The following is a 16,159-nucleotide window of genomic DNA, read 5'->3' as shown; positions in this document are numbered from 1 at the left end:
ATCGTTCGTGTGGGTGACCAGCCACTGTGCCGAGTGGATGCGCGCAGGGGAACCATCCACCCGAGAAGGGCCGAACGAGTTGCACATCGCCAGGGCCGCCAGCATCGTCGCCCTCGGCTGCGTCGCGACCGCGGTCGCGCTCCTCCGGCTGCAGCACGTCGCAGGCCGGCGTCGTTGATACCGCCGCACCCGCCGACCGGGAGGCCGCCAGGACCAGTGGCACCGAGAAGATCACGATCGACGGGCACACCGTGGCCGTCGATCGTGTGCCGAGAGCTCGGCAGACGACGAACTGGTCGTCCTGCTGCTCGCCGGGCTGGGTGCAGGCGCTCGCCCCTGAGTAGGGCGCCGCCGTTGCTGGTCCTGGAGGTCGGCTGCGGCCCGGCCTTTCCCGCTGCGACGGCCGACCAGGGTGACCGTGGCCGGTCAGGCCCGGCAGCTCGCCGGCGTTCGGCAAAGGCGCACCATGCGCCTCACCGTGCCTTGACCCCGCGGCGAGCTACCCGCCGCCGGTCATGCGGACTGTGCACGCAGCGGCGCGCCCAGGGAATGCAGGTACTGCAGCACGTACCGATAGGAGCGCAGCCACCCCGTCTGACTGTAGGACAGGCCGATCTCCCGGCAGAACTGCTGCACGATCGGCTGGGCCCGGCGCAGGTTCGGCCGCGGCATGGTCGGGAACAAGTGGTGCTCGATCTGGTAGTTCAGCCCGCCGAGCACCCAGTCGACGATCGGGCCACCGCGCACGTTGCGCGAGGTCAGCACCTGCTTGCGGAGGAAGTCGATCTTCTCCCCCGGTTTCAGTGTCGGCATGCCCTTGTGGTTCGGCGCGAACGAGCACCCCAGGTACACGCCCCACAGGCACTGGTGCACCACGATGAACAGCACCGCGATCGGCGGCGAGAGCACCAGGAACACCACGGCGAGGTACCCGCCGATGTGGCCGGCCAGCAGAACGGCTTCCAGCTTGCGCAGTTTCACCGTGCCGTTGATCACGGCGCGCACCGCGGTGATGCGCAGTGCCAGCCCCTCGAGCAGCAGCAGCGGGAAGAACAAGTACGCCTGGTATTTGGTCAGCCAGCGCTGGAAACCGCGCTTGGCGCCCGCTTGCTCTTCGGTGAACGACAGCGCGGGGATGTCCAGATCCGGGTCGTGTTCCTCGTGGTTCGGGTTGGCGTGGTGCGCGTTGTGGTTCCGCAGCCAGCTGCCGTAGCTCATGCCGATCAGGCCACCGTGCAGGTAACCCACCACGTCGTTGGCCCGGCTGCTGCGGAAGATCTGCTTGTGCCCGGCGTCGTGGCCGATGAAGGCCAGCTGGGCGAACACGACGGCCAGGCCGGCGGCGATCAGCAGCTGCCACCACGAATCCCCGATCAGCGCGAAGCCGACGCAGGCCGCGGCGAGCATCAGCAGGTTGAACGCGATCTTGAGCGTGTAGTACAGCGGCCGACGGTCGAACAGGCCCGCGTCGCGGATGCGACGCGACAGCCGGGCGAAATCAGAGCGATGGCGCGGCCTCTCGGCCGCCTGGGGAGGTGCGGTCACGGTGGTTGATCCTGTTCGTCGGCGATCCGGCTGCCCGCCGGTTGGAAAAAAGCGACCGTGAGCGGCACCCCTTGCGGTGGGTCATTCCTTCACAGCTGCCTGTCACCAACACTACGGGATGACGAGCGACCTGGACAGTCGGAGCGCCAGAGTGCCGAAGACTTGCACCGCGTGCCAACCACCGGCGACGGCCCGGGCCACCACGGGGATGCTCCCCCGGCGACCCGGGCCGCGTACCGGGAAATCCGTGCTCAGACGGTGGGCTTGACCCAGGCCATCATCTTGCGCAGCCGGGCGCCGACCTCCTCGATCGGGTGCGCGGCGCCTTCGGCCTGCAGCTTGGTGAAGTTCGGCCTGCCCGCCTCGTCCTCGGCGACCCACTCGCGGGCGAACGAGCCGTCCTGGATCTCGGCCAGGATCTTGCGCATCTCCTCCTTCACCTGCGGGCCGATCACCCGCGGGCCGCGGGTGAGGTCGCCGTACTCGGCGGTGTCGGACACCGAGTAGCGCTGGCCGGCGATACCGCCCTCGTAGATCAGGTCCACGATCAGCTTCAGCTCGTGCAGCACCTCGAAGTAGGCGATCTCCGGGGCGTAGCCGGCCTCGGTGAGCACCTCGAAGCCGGCCTGGATCAGCGCGCTCACCCCGCCGCAGAGCACCGTCTGCTCACCGAACAGGTCGGTCTCGGTCTCCTCGGCGAACGTGGTCTTGATGACGCCGGCGCGGGTGCCGCCGATCGCCTTGGCGTAGGACAGCGCCAGCGCCTGCGCGTTGCCGGAGGCGTCCTGCTCCACGGCGATCAGGCACGGCACGCCCTTGCCGTCGACGAACTGCCTGCGCACCAGGTGACCGGGGCCCTTCGGCGCGACCATGGCGACGTCGACGTCCGACGGCGGCTGGATCAGGCCGTAGCGGATGTTGAACCCGTGGCCGAAGTAGAGCGCGTCGCCGGACTTCAGGTGCGGCGCGATGTCCTCGGCGTAGATCTTGCGCTGCGCGGTGTCCGGCGCCAGCACCATGATCAGGTCGGCCTCTTCTGAGGCTAGTGCGGGCGTGACCACCCGCAGGCCTTCCTCCTCGGCCTTGGCCCGGGACTTCGACGTCTCGGGCAGGCCCACCCGCACGTCGACGCCCGAGTCGCGCAAGCTCAGCGCGTGCGCGTGGCCCTGACTGCCGTAGCCGATCACCGCTACCTTGCGCTGCTGGATCAGACCGAGGTCGGCGTCGTCGTCGTAGAAAATCTCAACTGCCATGAGGGGTATTGCTTCCTTCCGGTGCGGGTGTTTTCGGTTGACTGTGCGCGCTGTCAGCGGATCGCCGACGCGGTGATGGACTTGGCGCCACGGCCGATGGCCACCATCCCGGACTGCACGATCTCGCGGATGCCGTAGGGCTCGAGCATGCGCAGCAGCGCGGAGGTCTTGTCCGCGGTGCCGGTCGCCTCGATGGTGAGCGCTTCCGGCGAGACGTCGACCACTTTGGCGCGGAACAACTGCACGGTCTCCAGCACCTGGCTGCGCACCGTGGCGTCGGCGCGCACCTTGATCAGCATCAGCTCGCGCTGCACGGAACTGGACGGCTCCAGCTCCACGATCTTGATCACGTTCACCAGCTTGTTCAGCTGCTTGGTGACCTGCTCCAGCGGCAGGTCCTCCACCGCGACGACGATGGTCATCCGGGAGATCTCCGGGTTCTCGGTCGGGCCGACGGCCAGCGACTCGATGTTGAAGCCGCGGCGGGAGAACAGCCCGGACACGCGCGCCAGCACACCCGGTTTGTTCTCCACCAGCACGCTCAGGGTGTGGACGCTCATCACAGCTCCCTTTCCGACACGTCGTCGTCGTCGAACAGCGGGCGGATGCCGCGCGCGGCCATGATCTCGTCGTTGCTGGTTCCCGCCGCGACCATCGGCCACACCTGGGCGTCCTTGCCGACCACGAAATCGATCACCACCGGCCGGTCGTTGATGCCCCTGGCCTTCTCGATGACCTCGTCGACCTCTTCCTTGGTCTCGCAGCGCAGCCCGACGCAGCCCATGGCCTCGGCCAGCAGCGTGAAGTCCGGGATGCGGTGGGCGTGCGTGCCAAGGTCGGTGTTGGAGTACCGCTCCTCGTAGAACAGGTTCTGCCACTGCCGGACCATGCCCAGGTTGCCGTTGTTGATCACGGCGACCTTGATCGGCGCGCCCTCGATGGCGCACGTGGCCAGCTCCTGGTTGGTCATCTGGAAGCAGCCGTCGCCGTCGATGGCCCACACCTCTTTGTCCGGCCTGCCGAACTTGGCGCCCATCGCCGCAGGCACGGCGAACCCCATGGTGCCGAGGCCGCCGGAGTTGATCCAGGTGCCGGGCTTTTCGTAGGAGATGAACTGGGCCGCCCACATCTGGTGCTGCCCCACCCCGGCCACGTAGAGGGCGTCCGGCCCGACGATCTGCCCGATGCGCTCGATGACGTACTGCGGGGCCAGCGACCCGTCCTTCGGCCAGTCGTAGCCCTGCGGGTAGGTGCGGCGCCACGCGTCGATCTGCGTCCACCAGTCGTCCAGCTTCGCCGTGTGGCCCGCGGCGATCTCCGCCTTCACCGCGGAGATCAGCTCGGTGATGATCTCCTTGCAGTCGCCCACGATCGGCACGTCGGCCTTGCGGTTCTTGGAGATCTCCGCCGGGTCGATGTCGGCGTGCACCACGGTGGCGTCCGGCGCGAAGCTGTCCAGCTTGCCGGTGACCCGGTCGTCGAACCGGGCGCCGAGCGCGATCAGCAGGTCGGCCCGCTGCATCGCCGCGACCGCGGCGACCGAACCGTGCATGCCGGGCATCCCCAGGTGCTGCCGGTGCGAGTCCGGGAAGGCGCCGCGGGCCATCAGCGTGGTCACCACGGGGATCCCGGTCAGCTCGGCCAGCTCGCGCAGCGCGTCGGACGCCTTGGCCTTGATCACGCCACCGCCGACGTAGAACACCGGGCGGCGGGCCCTGGTCATCAGCCGGGCGGCCTCCCTGACCTGCTTGCCGTGCGGGCGCAGCGTCGGCCGGTAGCCGGGCAGCCGGGTCTCCGGCGGCCAGGAGAACGACGTCGTCTCCTGCAGCACGTCCTTCGGGATGTCCACCAGCACGGGCCCCGGACGGCCGGTGGACGCCAGGTGGAACGCCTCGGCGATCGTGCGCGGGATCTCCGCCGGATCGGTCACCAGGAAGTTGTGCTTGGTGATGGGCAGCGTGATGCCGCAGATGTCGGCTTCCTGGAAGGCGTCGGTGCCGATCAGCGCACGGGTCTGCTGACCGGTGATCGCCACCACCGGGACCGAGTCCATGTGCGCGTCCGCCAGCGGGGTGACCAGGTTGGTCGCCCCGGGGCCGGACGTGGCCATGCACACGCCCACCTTGCCGGTCGCTTGCGCGTACCCGGTCGCCGCATGCCCCGCGCCCTGCTCGTGCCGGACCAGCACGTGCCGGAGCTTGGTGGAGTCGAGCAGCGGATCGTAGGCAGGCAGGATGGCCCCGCCGGGAATGCCGAAGACGACTTCGACGCCTACCGCCTCGAGTGACCGCACCAGCGACTGGGCTCCGGTGACCCGGATCGGGGTCCCCGCGGGCGGAGCGGGCTTGGGGGCTGCTGGTTTGGCGGTCCCGCCTGCGGGGCTGCCCGCGGAACGGGAACGCGCTCGCGATGTGGCGCTGGTCATCGTGCTGCCTCGTTCTTACACGTGGTGTTCACGGTCGTGGTGTCTTCTCGGGGTCTTGTGGTCTTCTCGGAGTATCTGCTCGGGTCGTCGTCGCATGAAAAAACCCCCGCCGACCACCAGGTCGGACGAGGGTCCGCGCGTCGACGCAGCTCGCTTCACCCGCTACGCGTCGACGCGCGGGCGAATTACGAGGCTGCTCAGCTTCTGCACGCCGCCAACTTATCCGGTCACGCTGCGCAGTGTCAATTCTGCGAGACGCAGCTCTCGCATGGCGAGACGGCGCGGCGCCCCCGCCACCCCGCCGACGGGCCCTGGCACGGCGCCAGGCACCATTCACCAGGTGAGCGAGAAGTCCGAACCGCAGCCGTCCACGCCCGAGCGACCGCCGGTCAAGGAGGCGACGTTCCGGATGCCGCGCGTTGCGGTGGTCGCGGCCTTCCTGGCCATGGTCAGCGCCACCCCGTTCGCCTGGTCGTCGTGGTGGCTGGCCACCGTCTACCTGCTGCCGATCGGGTTCGCCGTGTGGGTGTTGCGCACCCAAACGACGGTCGACGCCACCGGGCTGACCGCGCGCACCGTCTTCGGCTCGAGATTCATCGGATGGGGTGAACTCACCGGGTTGTCCGTGGTGTCCGACGCCAAGGTGTTCGCGGTGCTGGCGGACAAGGAGCAGGTGCGGCTGCCCGGGGTGCGGGCGCGGCACCTGCCGATCATCGCGGTGTTGAGCGGCGGGCGGATCCCGGCCTTCCCGCCGATGCCGGAGAAACCGCGAGAAGACCAGGACGACGCCGGCACGAAGCAGGAAGACGCCCCGGCGGACGGCGTCGGCAAGGACGCCTCGGCAGACACCGCGAAGGCCCCCACGGGCACAGGCGACACCGCGAAGGCCCCCACGGGCACGAGCGAAACAGCCGCCGAGCAGAGCGCCGAGGACGATTCGGCGGACGACTCGGCGGCTTCCTCCGGCTGACCAGCTGCCTGGCCCGGCACGCTGATCAGCGGAACACCAGCACGACGACGAGCACCGCGGCCGCGGCCAGCAGGATGCCGAACACTCCCCAGCCGACCGGGCGTTTGCGCCACGAGAAGCCGGCATCGCCGGACGCCCGTCCCGGGCCGGTGAACAGCAGTGCCAGCGCGCCCGCCCCGATGAGCAACGGGTAGGCGTAACCGGGCCCCTGGTTGGCACCGATCGTCTCCGGGAAGTAGCCGACCGCACGATCCAGGTACACCACGCACGAGGTGATGCTGAGGATCGCCGCCGCGGCCAGCGGGGTGAACAGGCCGAGGATCAGCGCACCGCCCGCGCCCACCTCGGTGACCGCCAGCACCCAGGCCAGCGTGGTCTCGTTGGTGAAGTCGTACTTCCTGGCCAGCATGTCGGCGACCGACTCCAGCCCGGGCCCGCCGAACATGCCGAACTTGTACAGGCCCTTGAGCAGCATGGCCCCGCCGACGGCGATCCGCAGGATCAGCAGGCCCAGGTCCAGCCCTCCGTGCCAGCGGGTCTCGACGAAGTCCTCGTCCTCGCCGAAATCGGTGGACGGGTCGATGCGGTCGGTGCGGACCGGTGGTGGCGGCTCCGACTGCCCGGTTCCCGGCGACGGGAGGCGCCGCGTCGCTTCGCTGGAGTAGAACTCGTCGTTTGCGCTCATGGCGGGGCAGACTAGCCCGAATTCCCCCTTCCGGGTATCCGGGATCGGGGCGTGTCCGGTGAATCGTGCACCACCGCGCGCCGCGGCCGCGGCGGGGCAGGCTCACCGCACATTCACGACGAACCACCTACCGTGGATTCCGTGGTCCACCGCCGCTCGATGCGTGTGCTCGCCGCCATCGCGGCGAGCGGGCTGCTGCTGTCCGGCTGCGCGCGGTTCGACGACTCGGCTGCCGACGCGGACTTCCAGCCCGCTCCGCAGCTGACGCCGCAACGGCCGCCTCAGCCCGAGCTGCCGGAAGCGCCTGGCTCGCCGGAGATCCCGCAAGGCCAGGGCGGCCGCGGAACCGGGCAGCGAGACGGTGAGATCCCGCCGCCGGAAGGATGCACCGATCACGACCCCGCGGTGATCGGCACGTGCATGGACACCCTGGTGGCCGTCGCGGCGCTGCCGCCGGTGCATGGGCAACCCGCAGCACTGGCCGCGGAGCGCGACACCGGACGGGTGCTGCGCGTGGTGAAGGGCCGCAAGCCCGCCCCGTTCGCGACGTTGACGGTGGCCGCCGAGGGTGACGGCGGCCTGACCGGGCTGGCGCTGTCGCCGAGCTACCAGGAGGACGGGCTCGTCTTCGCCTACATCACCACCAGCACGGACAACCGGGTGGTGCGGTTCGCCGCTGGCCAGAAGCCGCGTCCGATCCTGACCGGGATCCCCAAGGGTGCGCGCGGCAACCGAGGGGCGCTGGCCGTCGACGCCTCGGGCGCGCTGCTGGTGGCGACGGGCGACGCCGGCGATCCCAAGGCGGCGCGGAACCCGGACTCGCTGGCCGGGAAGGTGTTGCGGATCGACACCAGCGGCAAACCCGCCGCGGGCAACCCCAGGACCGGCTCCCGGGTGATCGCCAGCGGCCTGCACACACCGGGCGGTGTCTGCGCGTCGGGAGACGGCTCCCAGGTGTGGGTGACCGATCGCGCGCCGGAGGCGGACGCCATCCACCTGGTCGACCCCGGCAAGCCGCTGGGCACGCCGGTGTGGCGGTGGAAGGACAAGCCCGGTGTGGCCGGGTGCGCGGTGGCCACGGAGGGTGTGGTGGTGGCCATGTCCACCGACCCGGGCCTGCACGGGCTGGAGATCGACGCGAACGGCACGGCGACCGGCAAACCCAGCGTGACGTTCGACGGAAATTCCGGCTACGGCCGGTTGTCCGGGCTGGACGTCTACACCGCAGGGCTGGCCGTGGCCAGCACCGTGAACAAGGACGGCGGCAAGCCGGTGTCCAGCGACGACCGGGTGGTCCTGCTCCCGCTGAACCCGTCGGGCGGCAACGACAAGGACTGATCCGGCCGCCCACCGGGCGAGCCCGCGCGGACCGGCGCACCGCGGGTCGGCAGGCTCGATCCGCTCAGCGGCTCCGGGGTGCCTGCGGCGACCGGGTGCCCTACTTGCAGCGTTCCAGCACCAGCTCGCGCACCCGCTTGGCGTCCGCCTGGCCACGGGTGGCCTTCATGACCGCACCGACGATGGCGCCCGCGGCCTGCACCTTGCCGCCGCGGATCTTCTCCACCACGTCGGGCTGGGCGGCCAGCGCCTCGTCCACGATCCTGCTCAGCTCGGCGTCGTCGGAGACGACCTTCAGCCCGCGGGCCTCGATCACCTCGTCCGGTTCGCCCTCGCCGTCCAGCACCGCCTCGACGACCTGGCGGCCCAGCTTGTTGGTCAGCTTGCCCTCGGCGATCAGCTCGATCACCCTCGCCACCTGCTTGGGCGTGATGGCCAGGTCGGCGAGCTCGACGCCACGGGCGTTGGCCTGCTGGGTGAGGAACTGCACCCACCAGCTGCGCGCCTCGTCGACCGGGGCTCCCGCGTCCACGGTGGCCGCGACCAGGTCCACCGCGCCGGTGTTGAACAGGTCGCGCAGCTCCTCGTCGGTCAGCTGCCACTCCTCCTGGATGCGCTTGCGGCGCTTCCACGGCGGCTCCGGCAGCGTCTTGCGCAACTCCTCGACCCATTCCCGGCTCGGCGCGACCGGCACCAGGTCCGGCTCCGGGAAGTAGCGGTAGTCCTCCGACGTCTCCTTCGGGCGGCCGGGCGACGTCGTGCCGTCCGCCTCCTGGAAGTGCCGGGTCTCCTGCACGACCGTGCCGCCCCCGGCGAGCACCGCCGCCTGGCGCTGCATCTCGTAGCGCACCGCACGCTCGACGCTGCGCAACGAGTTGACGTTCTTCGTCTCGGTGCGCGTGCCGAACTCCTGCTGCCCCTTCGGCCGCAGCGACACGTTCGCGTCGCAACGCATGGAGCCCTGGTCCATGCGCACGTCCGAGACGCCCAGGGCAAGCATCAGCTCACGCAGGGCGGTGACGTACGCACGGGCCACCTCGGGCGCCCTCGCCCCGGCGCCCTCGATCGGCTTGGTGACGATCTCGATCAGCGGCACGCCCGCACGGTTGTAGTCCAGCAGCGAGTGCTCGGCGCCGTGGATCCGGCCGGTAGCGCCGCCCACGTGCACCGACTTGCCGGTGTCCTCCTCCATGTGGGCACGCTCGATGCCGACCCGGAACACCTCGCCGTCGTCCAGCATGACGTCCAGGTAGCCGTCGTAGGCGATCGGCTCGTCGTACTGGGACGTCTGGAAGTTCTTCGGCATGTCCGGGTAGAAGTAGTTCTTCCGCGCGAACCGGCACCACTCGGCGATCGTGCAGTTCAGCGCCAGGCCGATGCGGATCGCCGACTCGACCGCTTTGCCGTTGACCACCGGCAGCGCACCGGGCAGGCCGAGGCACGTCGGGCACACGTGGGTGTTCGGCTCGCCCCCGAACTCGTTGACGCAGCCGCAGAACATCTTGGTCCTGGTGTTCAGTTCGACGTGCACCTCGAGCCCGAGCACCGGGTCGAACCGCTCCAGCACCTCGTCGTAGGGCAGCAGAGTCGCAGCGGTCATCACAGCTCCGGAATCTGGTCGAGAACTCCACGGCCGGTGGCGGCGTCGCGCGCCTTCTCGTAGGCGGCGGCGACCCGGTACATCCGGTCGTCGGCCAACGCGGGCGCCATCACCTGCAGGCCGACCGGCAGGCCGTCGTCGTCGGACAGGCCGCTCGGCACGCTCAGCGCCGCGTTGCCTGCGAGGTTCGCCGGGATGGTGCACAGGTCGGCCCGGTACATGGCCATCGGGTCGTCGACCCGCTCGCCCAGCTTGAACGCGGTGGTGGGCGTCGTCGGCGACACCAGCACGTCCACCTTCTCGTAGGCCGACTCGAAGTCGCGGATGATCAGCGTGCGCACCTTCTGCGCCGAGCCGTAGTAGGCGTCGTAGTACCCGGCGGACAGCGCGTAGGTGCCGATCATGATGCGGCGCTTGACCTCGGCGCCGAATCCCGCCTCGCGGGACAGCGCCATGACTTCTTCCGCGCTGCGGGTGCCGTCGTCGCCGACGCGCAGGCCGTAGCGCATGGCGTCGAAACGGGCCAGGTTGGACGAGCACTCGCTCGGATTGATCAGGTAGTAGGCGGGCAGCGCGTAGACGAAGTGCGGGCAGGAGACCTCCACGATCTCCGCACCGAGATCACGCAGTTGCTGCACCGCGGCCTCGAACGAGCGCAGCACGCCGGGCTGGTAGCCCTCACCCTGGAACTCCTTCACCACGCCGACACGCACGCCGGACAGGTCGCCGTCCAAGCCCTGCTTGGCGGCCGCCACCACGGGCGGCACCGGGGCGTCGATGGACGTGGAGTCGAGCGGGTCGTGCCCGGCGATGATCTCGTGCAGCAGCGCGGCGTCCAGCACCGTGCGGGCGCACGGCCCGGCCTGGTCCAGACTGCTGGAGAAGGCGACCAGGCCGTAGCGGGACACCGAGCCGTAGGTCGGCTTGACGCCGACCGTGCCGGTGACCGCCGCGGGCTGGCGGATCGACCCGCCGGTGTCGGTACCGATGGCCAGCGGCGCTTCGAACGCGGCCAGCGACGCGGCCGAGCCGCCGCCGGAACCGCCCGGCACGCGCGTGGTGTCCCACGGGTTGTGGGTCGGGCCGAACGCCGAGTTCTCGGTGGACGAACCCATGGCGAACTCGTCCATGTTGGTCTTGCCCAGCACCACGACGTCCGCCTCGCGCAGCTTGCGGCGCACCGTCGAGTCGTACGGCGGGATCCATCCCTCGAGCGTCTTCGACCCGCACGTGGTCGGCACGCCCTTGGTGGTGAGCACGTCCTTGAGGGCCAGCGGAACACCGGCCAGCGGCGAGGCCGGGGGCCGCCCAGCGGCGATGTCCTCGTCCACCTTGCGGGCGGTCTCCAGCGCGCCTTCGGCGTCGACGTGCAGGAACGCCCGCACCTGGTCGTCCACCTTGGCGATGCGGTCCAGGTGCGCCTGCGTCACCTCGACCGCACTCAACTCGCCGGCGTGGATCTTCGCGGCCAGCTCGGCCGCGGTCATCCTGGTCACCTCGGTCACTGTTCCTCCCCCAGGATCCGCGGCACCCGGAAGCGCCCGTCCTCGGCCGCAGGGGCCCCCGACAGCGCCTCGTCCTGCGTCAACCCGGGCCGCACCTCGTCCTCGCGGAACACGTTCGTCAGCGGCACGGCGTGCGAGGTCGGCGGCACGTCGTCGGTGGCCACTTCGCTGACCTTGGCGACCGCGTCCAGGATGACGTCCAGCTGGCCGGCGAACAGGTCCAGCTCCTCCTCGGTGACGGCCAACCGGGCCAGCTTGGCCAGGTGTGCGACTTCGTCGCGGGAAATGGTGGACACGCGCTCAACCCCCGGTCGATGGTCCTCGGGCGGATGGTCGAGGTCGAGTCTATGGCCCTGGCCACGACCGACGTCGGCCGGGTGACGGGGGCGGCGGGGTGGCAACCGGGTCCAGCAGCCGATACCGGGTTCTGTTCGGCGAGGTGAATTCGCTACCGTCAGAACACGGACGCCGAGACGACGCCTTCGCGCGCTCACGTTTGCCGCGAGCCACGGCGGCCCGCGCGGGTAGCGATGCGATGGCCGCCACGATAGCAAGAGGTACCCGTGTCATTCCTGATTCGAGTGCAACTGCCGGACAACCCCGGTTCCCTCGGCGCGGTGGCGTCCGCACTGGGCGCGATCAACGCCGACATTCTCAGTGTCGACGTGGTCGAGCGCGGCGACGGGGTGGCCGTCGACGACCTGGTCGTCGAGCTGCCCAACGGGAGCCTGCCGGACGTGCTGATCACGGCGGCGGAAAGCGTCGAGGGAGTCGAAGTCGACGCCGTGCGGCCGTATGCGGGCGGGCTGAACACCCACCGCGAGCTCGAGCTGGTCGAGGAGATCGCCGGCGACCCCCGCCACGGCCTCGACAAGCTCGCCGACGGGGTGCCGCGCATCTTCCGCGCTGGCTGGGCCCTCGTGCTCGCCGAGACGCCGGAGGGCGTGCAGCGGCTGGCGGCCTCGACCGCCGCCCCGGAGAGCGAGCTGGCTTCGCTGCCGTGGTTGCCGCTGGAGCGGGCGACCGTGCTCGACGCGGAGGACGAGTGGATCCCCACGCCGTGGCGGGAGCTGGGCACCGAGCTGGCCGCGACCCCGCTCGGCAAGCCGGACCGGGCGCTGCTGCTCGGCAGGCCGGGCGGGCCGTCGTTCCGCGCTGCCGAGGTCGCCCGGCTGGCTCATCTCGCGGGGATCGTGGCCGTCGTGCTGGACGGGTAGCTCTCTCGCCCTCGGATCGCGTAGCCCGAGCTCGTCGGCTCGGAGGCGGGTAGCCTGCCTTGCGCGAACTCCACAATGATCGGACTGCTTCCGTGTGCGATTGTCAGCCGGGCAAATCGCAAAGTTCCCAGTTCTCGACACTCTTCACCGGCGCGTCGCTGTACCGGCTGCGTGAATGTGATGCACATCACCTCAGGTGCTCGGTGGACGTTGGAGTGACGAAGACGCGGGTCGGTTGCAACCGAGTGGAAGTCCGTAGGGCGTGCAAACCCGCCCGGCCGGTAGGTTGCTGCCATGACCTGGGACCCCGGATCGGCCACGCCGGGTGGCGCCGGTGGGAGCGTGGACGACGAGTTCATGGGCCGGGTGTTCTCCGCGCTCGCCGATCTCGCGCCTGCCCGCAGGCAGTCCGACGAGCTCGTCCCCGGCAGCGCGCAGCTGACCTTCTTGCCGGAGTGGGACGCACAGCTGCCCAGAGGGGGCAAGTCCGACCGGCTCGCCGCCCTGGATGCCCTGCACCGCGACGAACGGATCCTGCGCCGAGCGTGGGGAATCGTGCACTTCGCCAGAGAGGATGGCAAGCGAGCTCGCCTGCCGCTGGTGACACAGCCGGTCAGGTTGCAGCGCACGCTGCGGGGGTACCGCATCCAGCCGGCTGGCGACATCGAGCTGACCGGAGCCATCGCGGACTCGGCGGCTGCGGAACGTTTGGAATCGACGCTGCCTCCGGTTTTCGACGGCAACGACGAGCAGGCCAGGTCGTGGCTGGCTGAGGCAGCGGCGAGTGCCGGCTTCCCAGACGCTCGCATCGAAGGCGAACCCACCGCCTCTGACGAGACTGTGGTCGTGGCCGCAACGGCGTTGTTCACTACGCAAGCCGCTTCCGCACCTGCGGTGGCCGACCACCTTCGTTCGTGGGCTCGGCGACCGGGGCTTGCGGAGAGCTCGCTGCGCTACCTCTACGGCGCTGGGACAGCCGAGGTCGCCGAGCACGACGGCTCCGCGGAGCGGCAGGAGCACGTTTCGTCCGTGCTGCCGCTCGACCCGGATCAGCGGACGGCGCTGCTGCGAGCACGGCGAGACCCGATCAGCGTGGTGTCAGGCGCACCCGGCTGCGGTAAGAGCCACACCCTGGTGGCCATCGCGCTCGACGCGGTTGCCCACGGCCGGACCGTGCTCATGGCGACACAAACGGTTCACGCAGCCGAAGTCCTCAACACGCTGTTGTCCAGGCAGCCGGGGCCGAGCCCGGTCCTGTTCGGCGATGCCGACAAGCGCGGGCAACTGATCGACGACCTCACTTCGGGCGCGGAAAGCGGGAGTCCGGCCGAGGAGGTGCGCGCGGCCGAATCGTCCGCCGACCTTGCCGATCGCACCGTTCGTGCGCTGCTGCGGGAGATCACCGAGCAGCTGGAGCTGGAGGCGGCCGCGGCACGCGCCGCGGTGACGGATGCGGCGGTGCTCAACGACGCCCCCGGCCTGCTGGAACCTGGCCGTGACCTTGGCCAAGCCGAAGAACTGGTGCAGCGGGCCCGATCCACCGCCGGTGGGTGGTTCGCCCGCTGGCGGGCCCGCCGCGCCGGACGGCGCCTGCGCGACATGGCCCGCTCCTCGCTGCCTGTGGACGAGATCGCGCTGCTGCTGCCGGTGGCCAAGGACCTGAGCGCCGCCGGCCGCTTGTCAGCACAGGGCGGGTGCAACCTCGACCAGCTGTGGGAGCGTCTGGCGCGAGCCGAGGAGTCCGCCCGCACGGCACGCGGGGAAGCCTTGCGCAAAGCCGCAACCGCGAAAAGCCGGCGCGACCGGGACGCGGTTCGTGCCATGGCCGCGCTCGGCACGGCCTTGCGGGCCGGCCGGAACCGCCGACGCCAGATGCTGGCGGACATCGACACCGAGGCACTGTTGCGGGCATTGCCGCTGTGGATCGGCACGGTCACCGACATCGAGGACCTCTTGCCGCAGCACGCGGGCATGTTCGACTTGGTCATCCTGGACGAGGCGTCGCACATCGACCAAATCCGGGCCGCCGGTGTGCTGGCGCGCGGACGCCGCGCGGTGATCGCCGGTGATCCCCAGCAGCTGCGGTTCGTCTCGTTCGTGGCCGACCGCGACGTCACCGCGGTGATCGACGAGCACGGGCTCGGCGGCATCGCCGACCGGCTCGACGTGCGGCGCAACAGCGCATTCGATCTTGCTGCCGGTGCCACCCCGGTGACCATGCTGCACGAGCATTACCGCAGCGTGCCGCACCTGATCGGTTTCTCCAGCGAGCGCTTCTACCGTGGCCGGGTCTCCACCGCCACGCGGCATCCGCGCAATCACGGTGTCGACGCCATCGACGTTCATCACGTCTCCGGTGGCCCCGCCGTGGACGGCATCAGCGAGGCCGAGCTGCAAGCGACCGTCGAGCTGGTGGCCAAGCTGCTGGACGAAGGGGTGCGGGATCTGGCTGTCATCACACCGTTCCGCGCACAGGCAGACCGGATCGAAGCCGAACTGCTCGCCGCCTACAGCGCAGACCAGATCATCGACTACCGGCTGCGATGCGGCACGGTGCACTCCTTCCAGGGCAGCGAGGCGAACACCGTGGTCGTCTCGCTCGGGGTGCATCGAGACGACGCGCCATCACGACAGCGATTCGCGGCCGACAAGAACCTGTTCAACGTGCTGTTGACCCGAGCGCGACAGAAGCTGCACGTCGTGACCGCGCTCGAAGCGGGCGAACCAGGGCTGATCGCGGACTTCCTCGACTACGCCGAGCACCCTCCCACCCCACCGCGCTCGTCGTCGGTGCCCCAGTGGGCGGAGGACGTCGCCGCCGAGCTGGCGGCCGCGGGCGCCACGGTCAGCACCGGGTATCCCGTCGGCCGGTGGACGGTCGACATCTGCCTCGGCGACGATGCCGATGCGGTCGGGCTGATCTGCGGAGTCCACCCCGACGGACCGGCGGCACATGTCGACCGGCAGCGTGTGCTCCGCCAGGTCGGATGGCGCACCCGGGACGTGTTCCCCAGCCGCTACGCCGGCAACCCGACCAGGGCGGCCCTGGACGTGCTTGCTGACTTCCCGCATGCGACCGGCCCAAGTCGTAGCGGCCAGGGCGACGACAAGGCGCACGGCAGGTAGCTGCCGCAGCCTGGGTTTGACAAAGGAGCGGCACGCGGCACCGAGTGGCCGCGGCCGGACGGAGCCATCCGGCGACCGCGGCCGGACACAGCACACGAGTCTTGGCGGCCGCCGCGGTACGAAAGCGCACGACACCGGGCGGCCGACGCAAGACGGAGAACGCGCAAACGCCTAGAAAACGAGGCCGTACAGAGAGCGCGCGACACCCAGCACCGCAGCCGTCCAGCGGACACACGGCACGCAGCGCGCGGGCATCACGCAGCCGCGGCCCACGAAGGGCTCCAGTGACCGCGACCATTCCCAGCGCCCACGATCCAGCAGCCGCCACAGGATCCAGCAGCCGCCACAGAACGAAAACACACGACACCCAGCGCCCACAGCCGCCCACCGGGGACACAGCCGCAGCGCGCGGGCATCGCGCGGCCGCGGCCCACGAAGGAACCTGGCGACCGTGGCCGGACAAATGGTGCGTGGCCCACGTAGCCCCTGCGGCGC

The 16,159-nt window shown here is 70.3% G+C and carries 12 protein-coding genes; 4 read left to right on the top strand and 8 right to left on the bottom strand.

What is annotated here, in order from left to right; all coding sequences use genetic code 11:
- Positions 1 to 513: 513 nt before the first annotated feature.
- The 4 genes from CXP56_RS04885 to CXP56_RS04870 form a co-directional block, all read right to left on the bottom strand.
- Positions 514 to 1,545: a fatty acid desaturase family protein gene (locus CXP56_RS04885; RefSeq protein WP_286900048.1), complete on the bottom strand. Its 1,032-nt coding sequence runs from the start codon at positions 1,543 to 1,545 to the stop codon at positions 514 to 516.
- Positions 1,546 to 1,796: 251 nt separating this feature from the next.
- Positions 1,797 to 2,798 (bottom strand): ketol-acid reductoisomerase, encoded by a 1,002-nt coding sequence (gene ilvC, locus CXP56_RS04880; RefSeq protein WP_286900045.1) that lies wholly within the window; start codon positions 2,796 to 2,798, stop codon positions 1,797 to 1,799.
- A 53-nt stretch (positions 2,799 to 2,851) separates the two neighbouring features.
- Positions 2,852 to 3,358, bottom strand: coding sequence for an acetolactate synthase small subunit (gene ilvN / locus CXP56_RS04875; protein WP_028846645.1), 507 nt, complete (start codon positions 3,356 to 3,358; stop codon positions 2,852 to 2,854).
- A complete protein-coding gene (locus CXP56_RS04870) occupies positions 3,358 to 5,118 on the bottom strand; it encodes an acetolactate synthase large subunit (protein WP_479267525.1) in 1,761 nt (586 codons plus the stop codon). The genes ilvN and CXP56_RS04870 overlap by 1 nt, the downstream gene beginning before the upstream one ends.
- Positions 5,119 to 5,563: 445 nt before the next feature.
- Between CXP56_RS04870 and CXP56_RS04865 the strand changes: the two genes are divergently transcribed.
- Positions 5,564 to 6,193 (top strand): PH domain-containing protein, encoded by a 630-nt coding sequence (locus CXP56_RS04865; RefSeq protein ID WP_051309742.1) that lies wholly within the window; start codon positions 5,564 to 5,566, stop codon positions 6,191 to 6,193.
- Positions 6,194 to 6,218: 25 nt separating this feature from the next.
- On the opposite strand, the gene CXP56_RS04860 is transcribed toward CXP56_RS04865, so the two are convergent.
- Positions 6,219 to 6,878, bottom strand: coding sequence for a DoxX family protein (locus CXP56_RS04860; protein ID WP_051309744.1), 660 nt, complete (start codon positions 6,876 to 6,878; stop codon positions 6,219 to 6,221).
- 159 nt (positions 6,879 to 7,037) lie between these two features.
- Between CXP56_RS04860 and CXP56_RS04855 the strand changes: the two genes are divergently transcribed.
- A complete protein-coding gene (locus CXP56_RS04855; protein ID WP_286900122.1) occupies positions 7,038 to 8,216 on the top strand; it encodes a PQQ-dependent sugar dehydrogenase in 1,179 nt (392 codons plus the stop codon).
- Positions 8,217 to 8,316: 100 nt separating this feature from the next.
- On the opposite strand, the gene gatB is transcribed toward CXP56_RS04855, so the two are convergent.
- Genes gatB through gatC form a run of 3 tightly spaced genes read right to left on the bottom strand, consistent with a single transcriptional unit; the run spans position 8,317 to position 11,617 of the window.
- Complete coding sequence (gene gatB, locus CXP56_RS04850; protein ID WP_028846648.1) at positions 8,317 to 9,816, bottom strand: Asp-tRNA(Asn)/Glu-tRNA(Gln) amidotransferase subunit GatB; 1,500 nt, start codon at positions 9,814 to 9,816, stop codon at positions 8,317 to 8,319.
- Positions 9,816 to 11,321 carry an Asp-tRNA(Asn)/Glu-tRNA(Gln) amidotransferase subunit GatA gene (gatA, locus tag CXP56_RS04845; protein ID WP_028846649.1) on the bottom strand — a complete coding sequence of 502 codons (1,506 nt, stop codon included), beginning with the start codon at positions 11,319 to 11,321 and terminating at the stop codon, positions 9,816 to 9,818. Before gatA ends, gatB begins: the two co-directional genes overlap by 1 nt.
- The gene (gatC, locus tag CXP56_RS04840; protein ID WP_028846650.1) at positions 11,318 to 11,617 is read right to left on the bottom strand and encodes an Asp-tRNA(Asn)/Glu-tRNA(Gln) amidotransferase subunit GatC; all 300 of its coding nucleotides are present in this window, start codon (positions 11,615 to 11,617) and stop codon (positions 11,318 to 11,320) included. Before gatC ends, gatA begins: the two co-directional genes overlap by 4 nt.
- 267 nt (positions 11,618 to 11,884) lie before the next feature.
- On the opposite strand from gatC, the gene CXP56_RS04835 reads away from it, so the two are divergent.
- Complete coding sequence (locus CXP56_RS04835; RefSeq protein ID WP_028846651.1) at positions 11,885 to 12,538, top strand: ACT domain-containing protein; 654 nt, start codon at positions 11,885 to 11,887, stop codon at positions 12,536 to 12,538.
- 294 nt (positions 12,539 to 12,832) lie between these two features.
- On the top strand, positions 12,833 to 15,664 hold the full coding sequence (locus CXP56_RS04830) for a DEAD/DEAH box helicase (RefSeq protein WP_286900035.1): 2,832 nt from the start codon (positions 12,833 to 12,835) through the stop codon (positions 15,662 to 15,664).
- Positions 15,665 to 16,159 lie beyond the last annotated feature (495 nt).

The sequence above is a fragment of the Thermocrispum sp. genome (assembly GCF_002919275.1).
GTDB classification, from domain to species: Bacteria; Actinomycetota; Actinomycetes; order Mycobacteriales; family Pseudonocardiaceae; genus Thermocrispum; species Thermocrispum agreste.
Note: the sequence above shows the minus strand (reverse complement) of the source record. Positions and strands in the feature narration are given on the sequence as shown.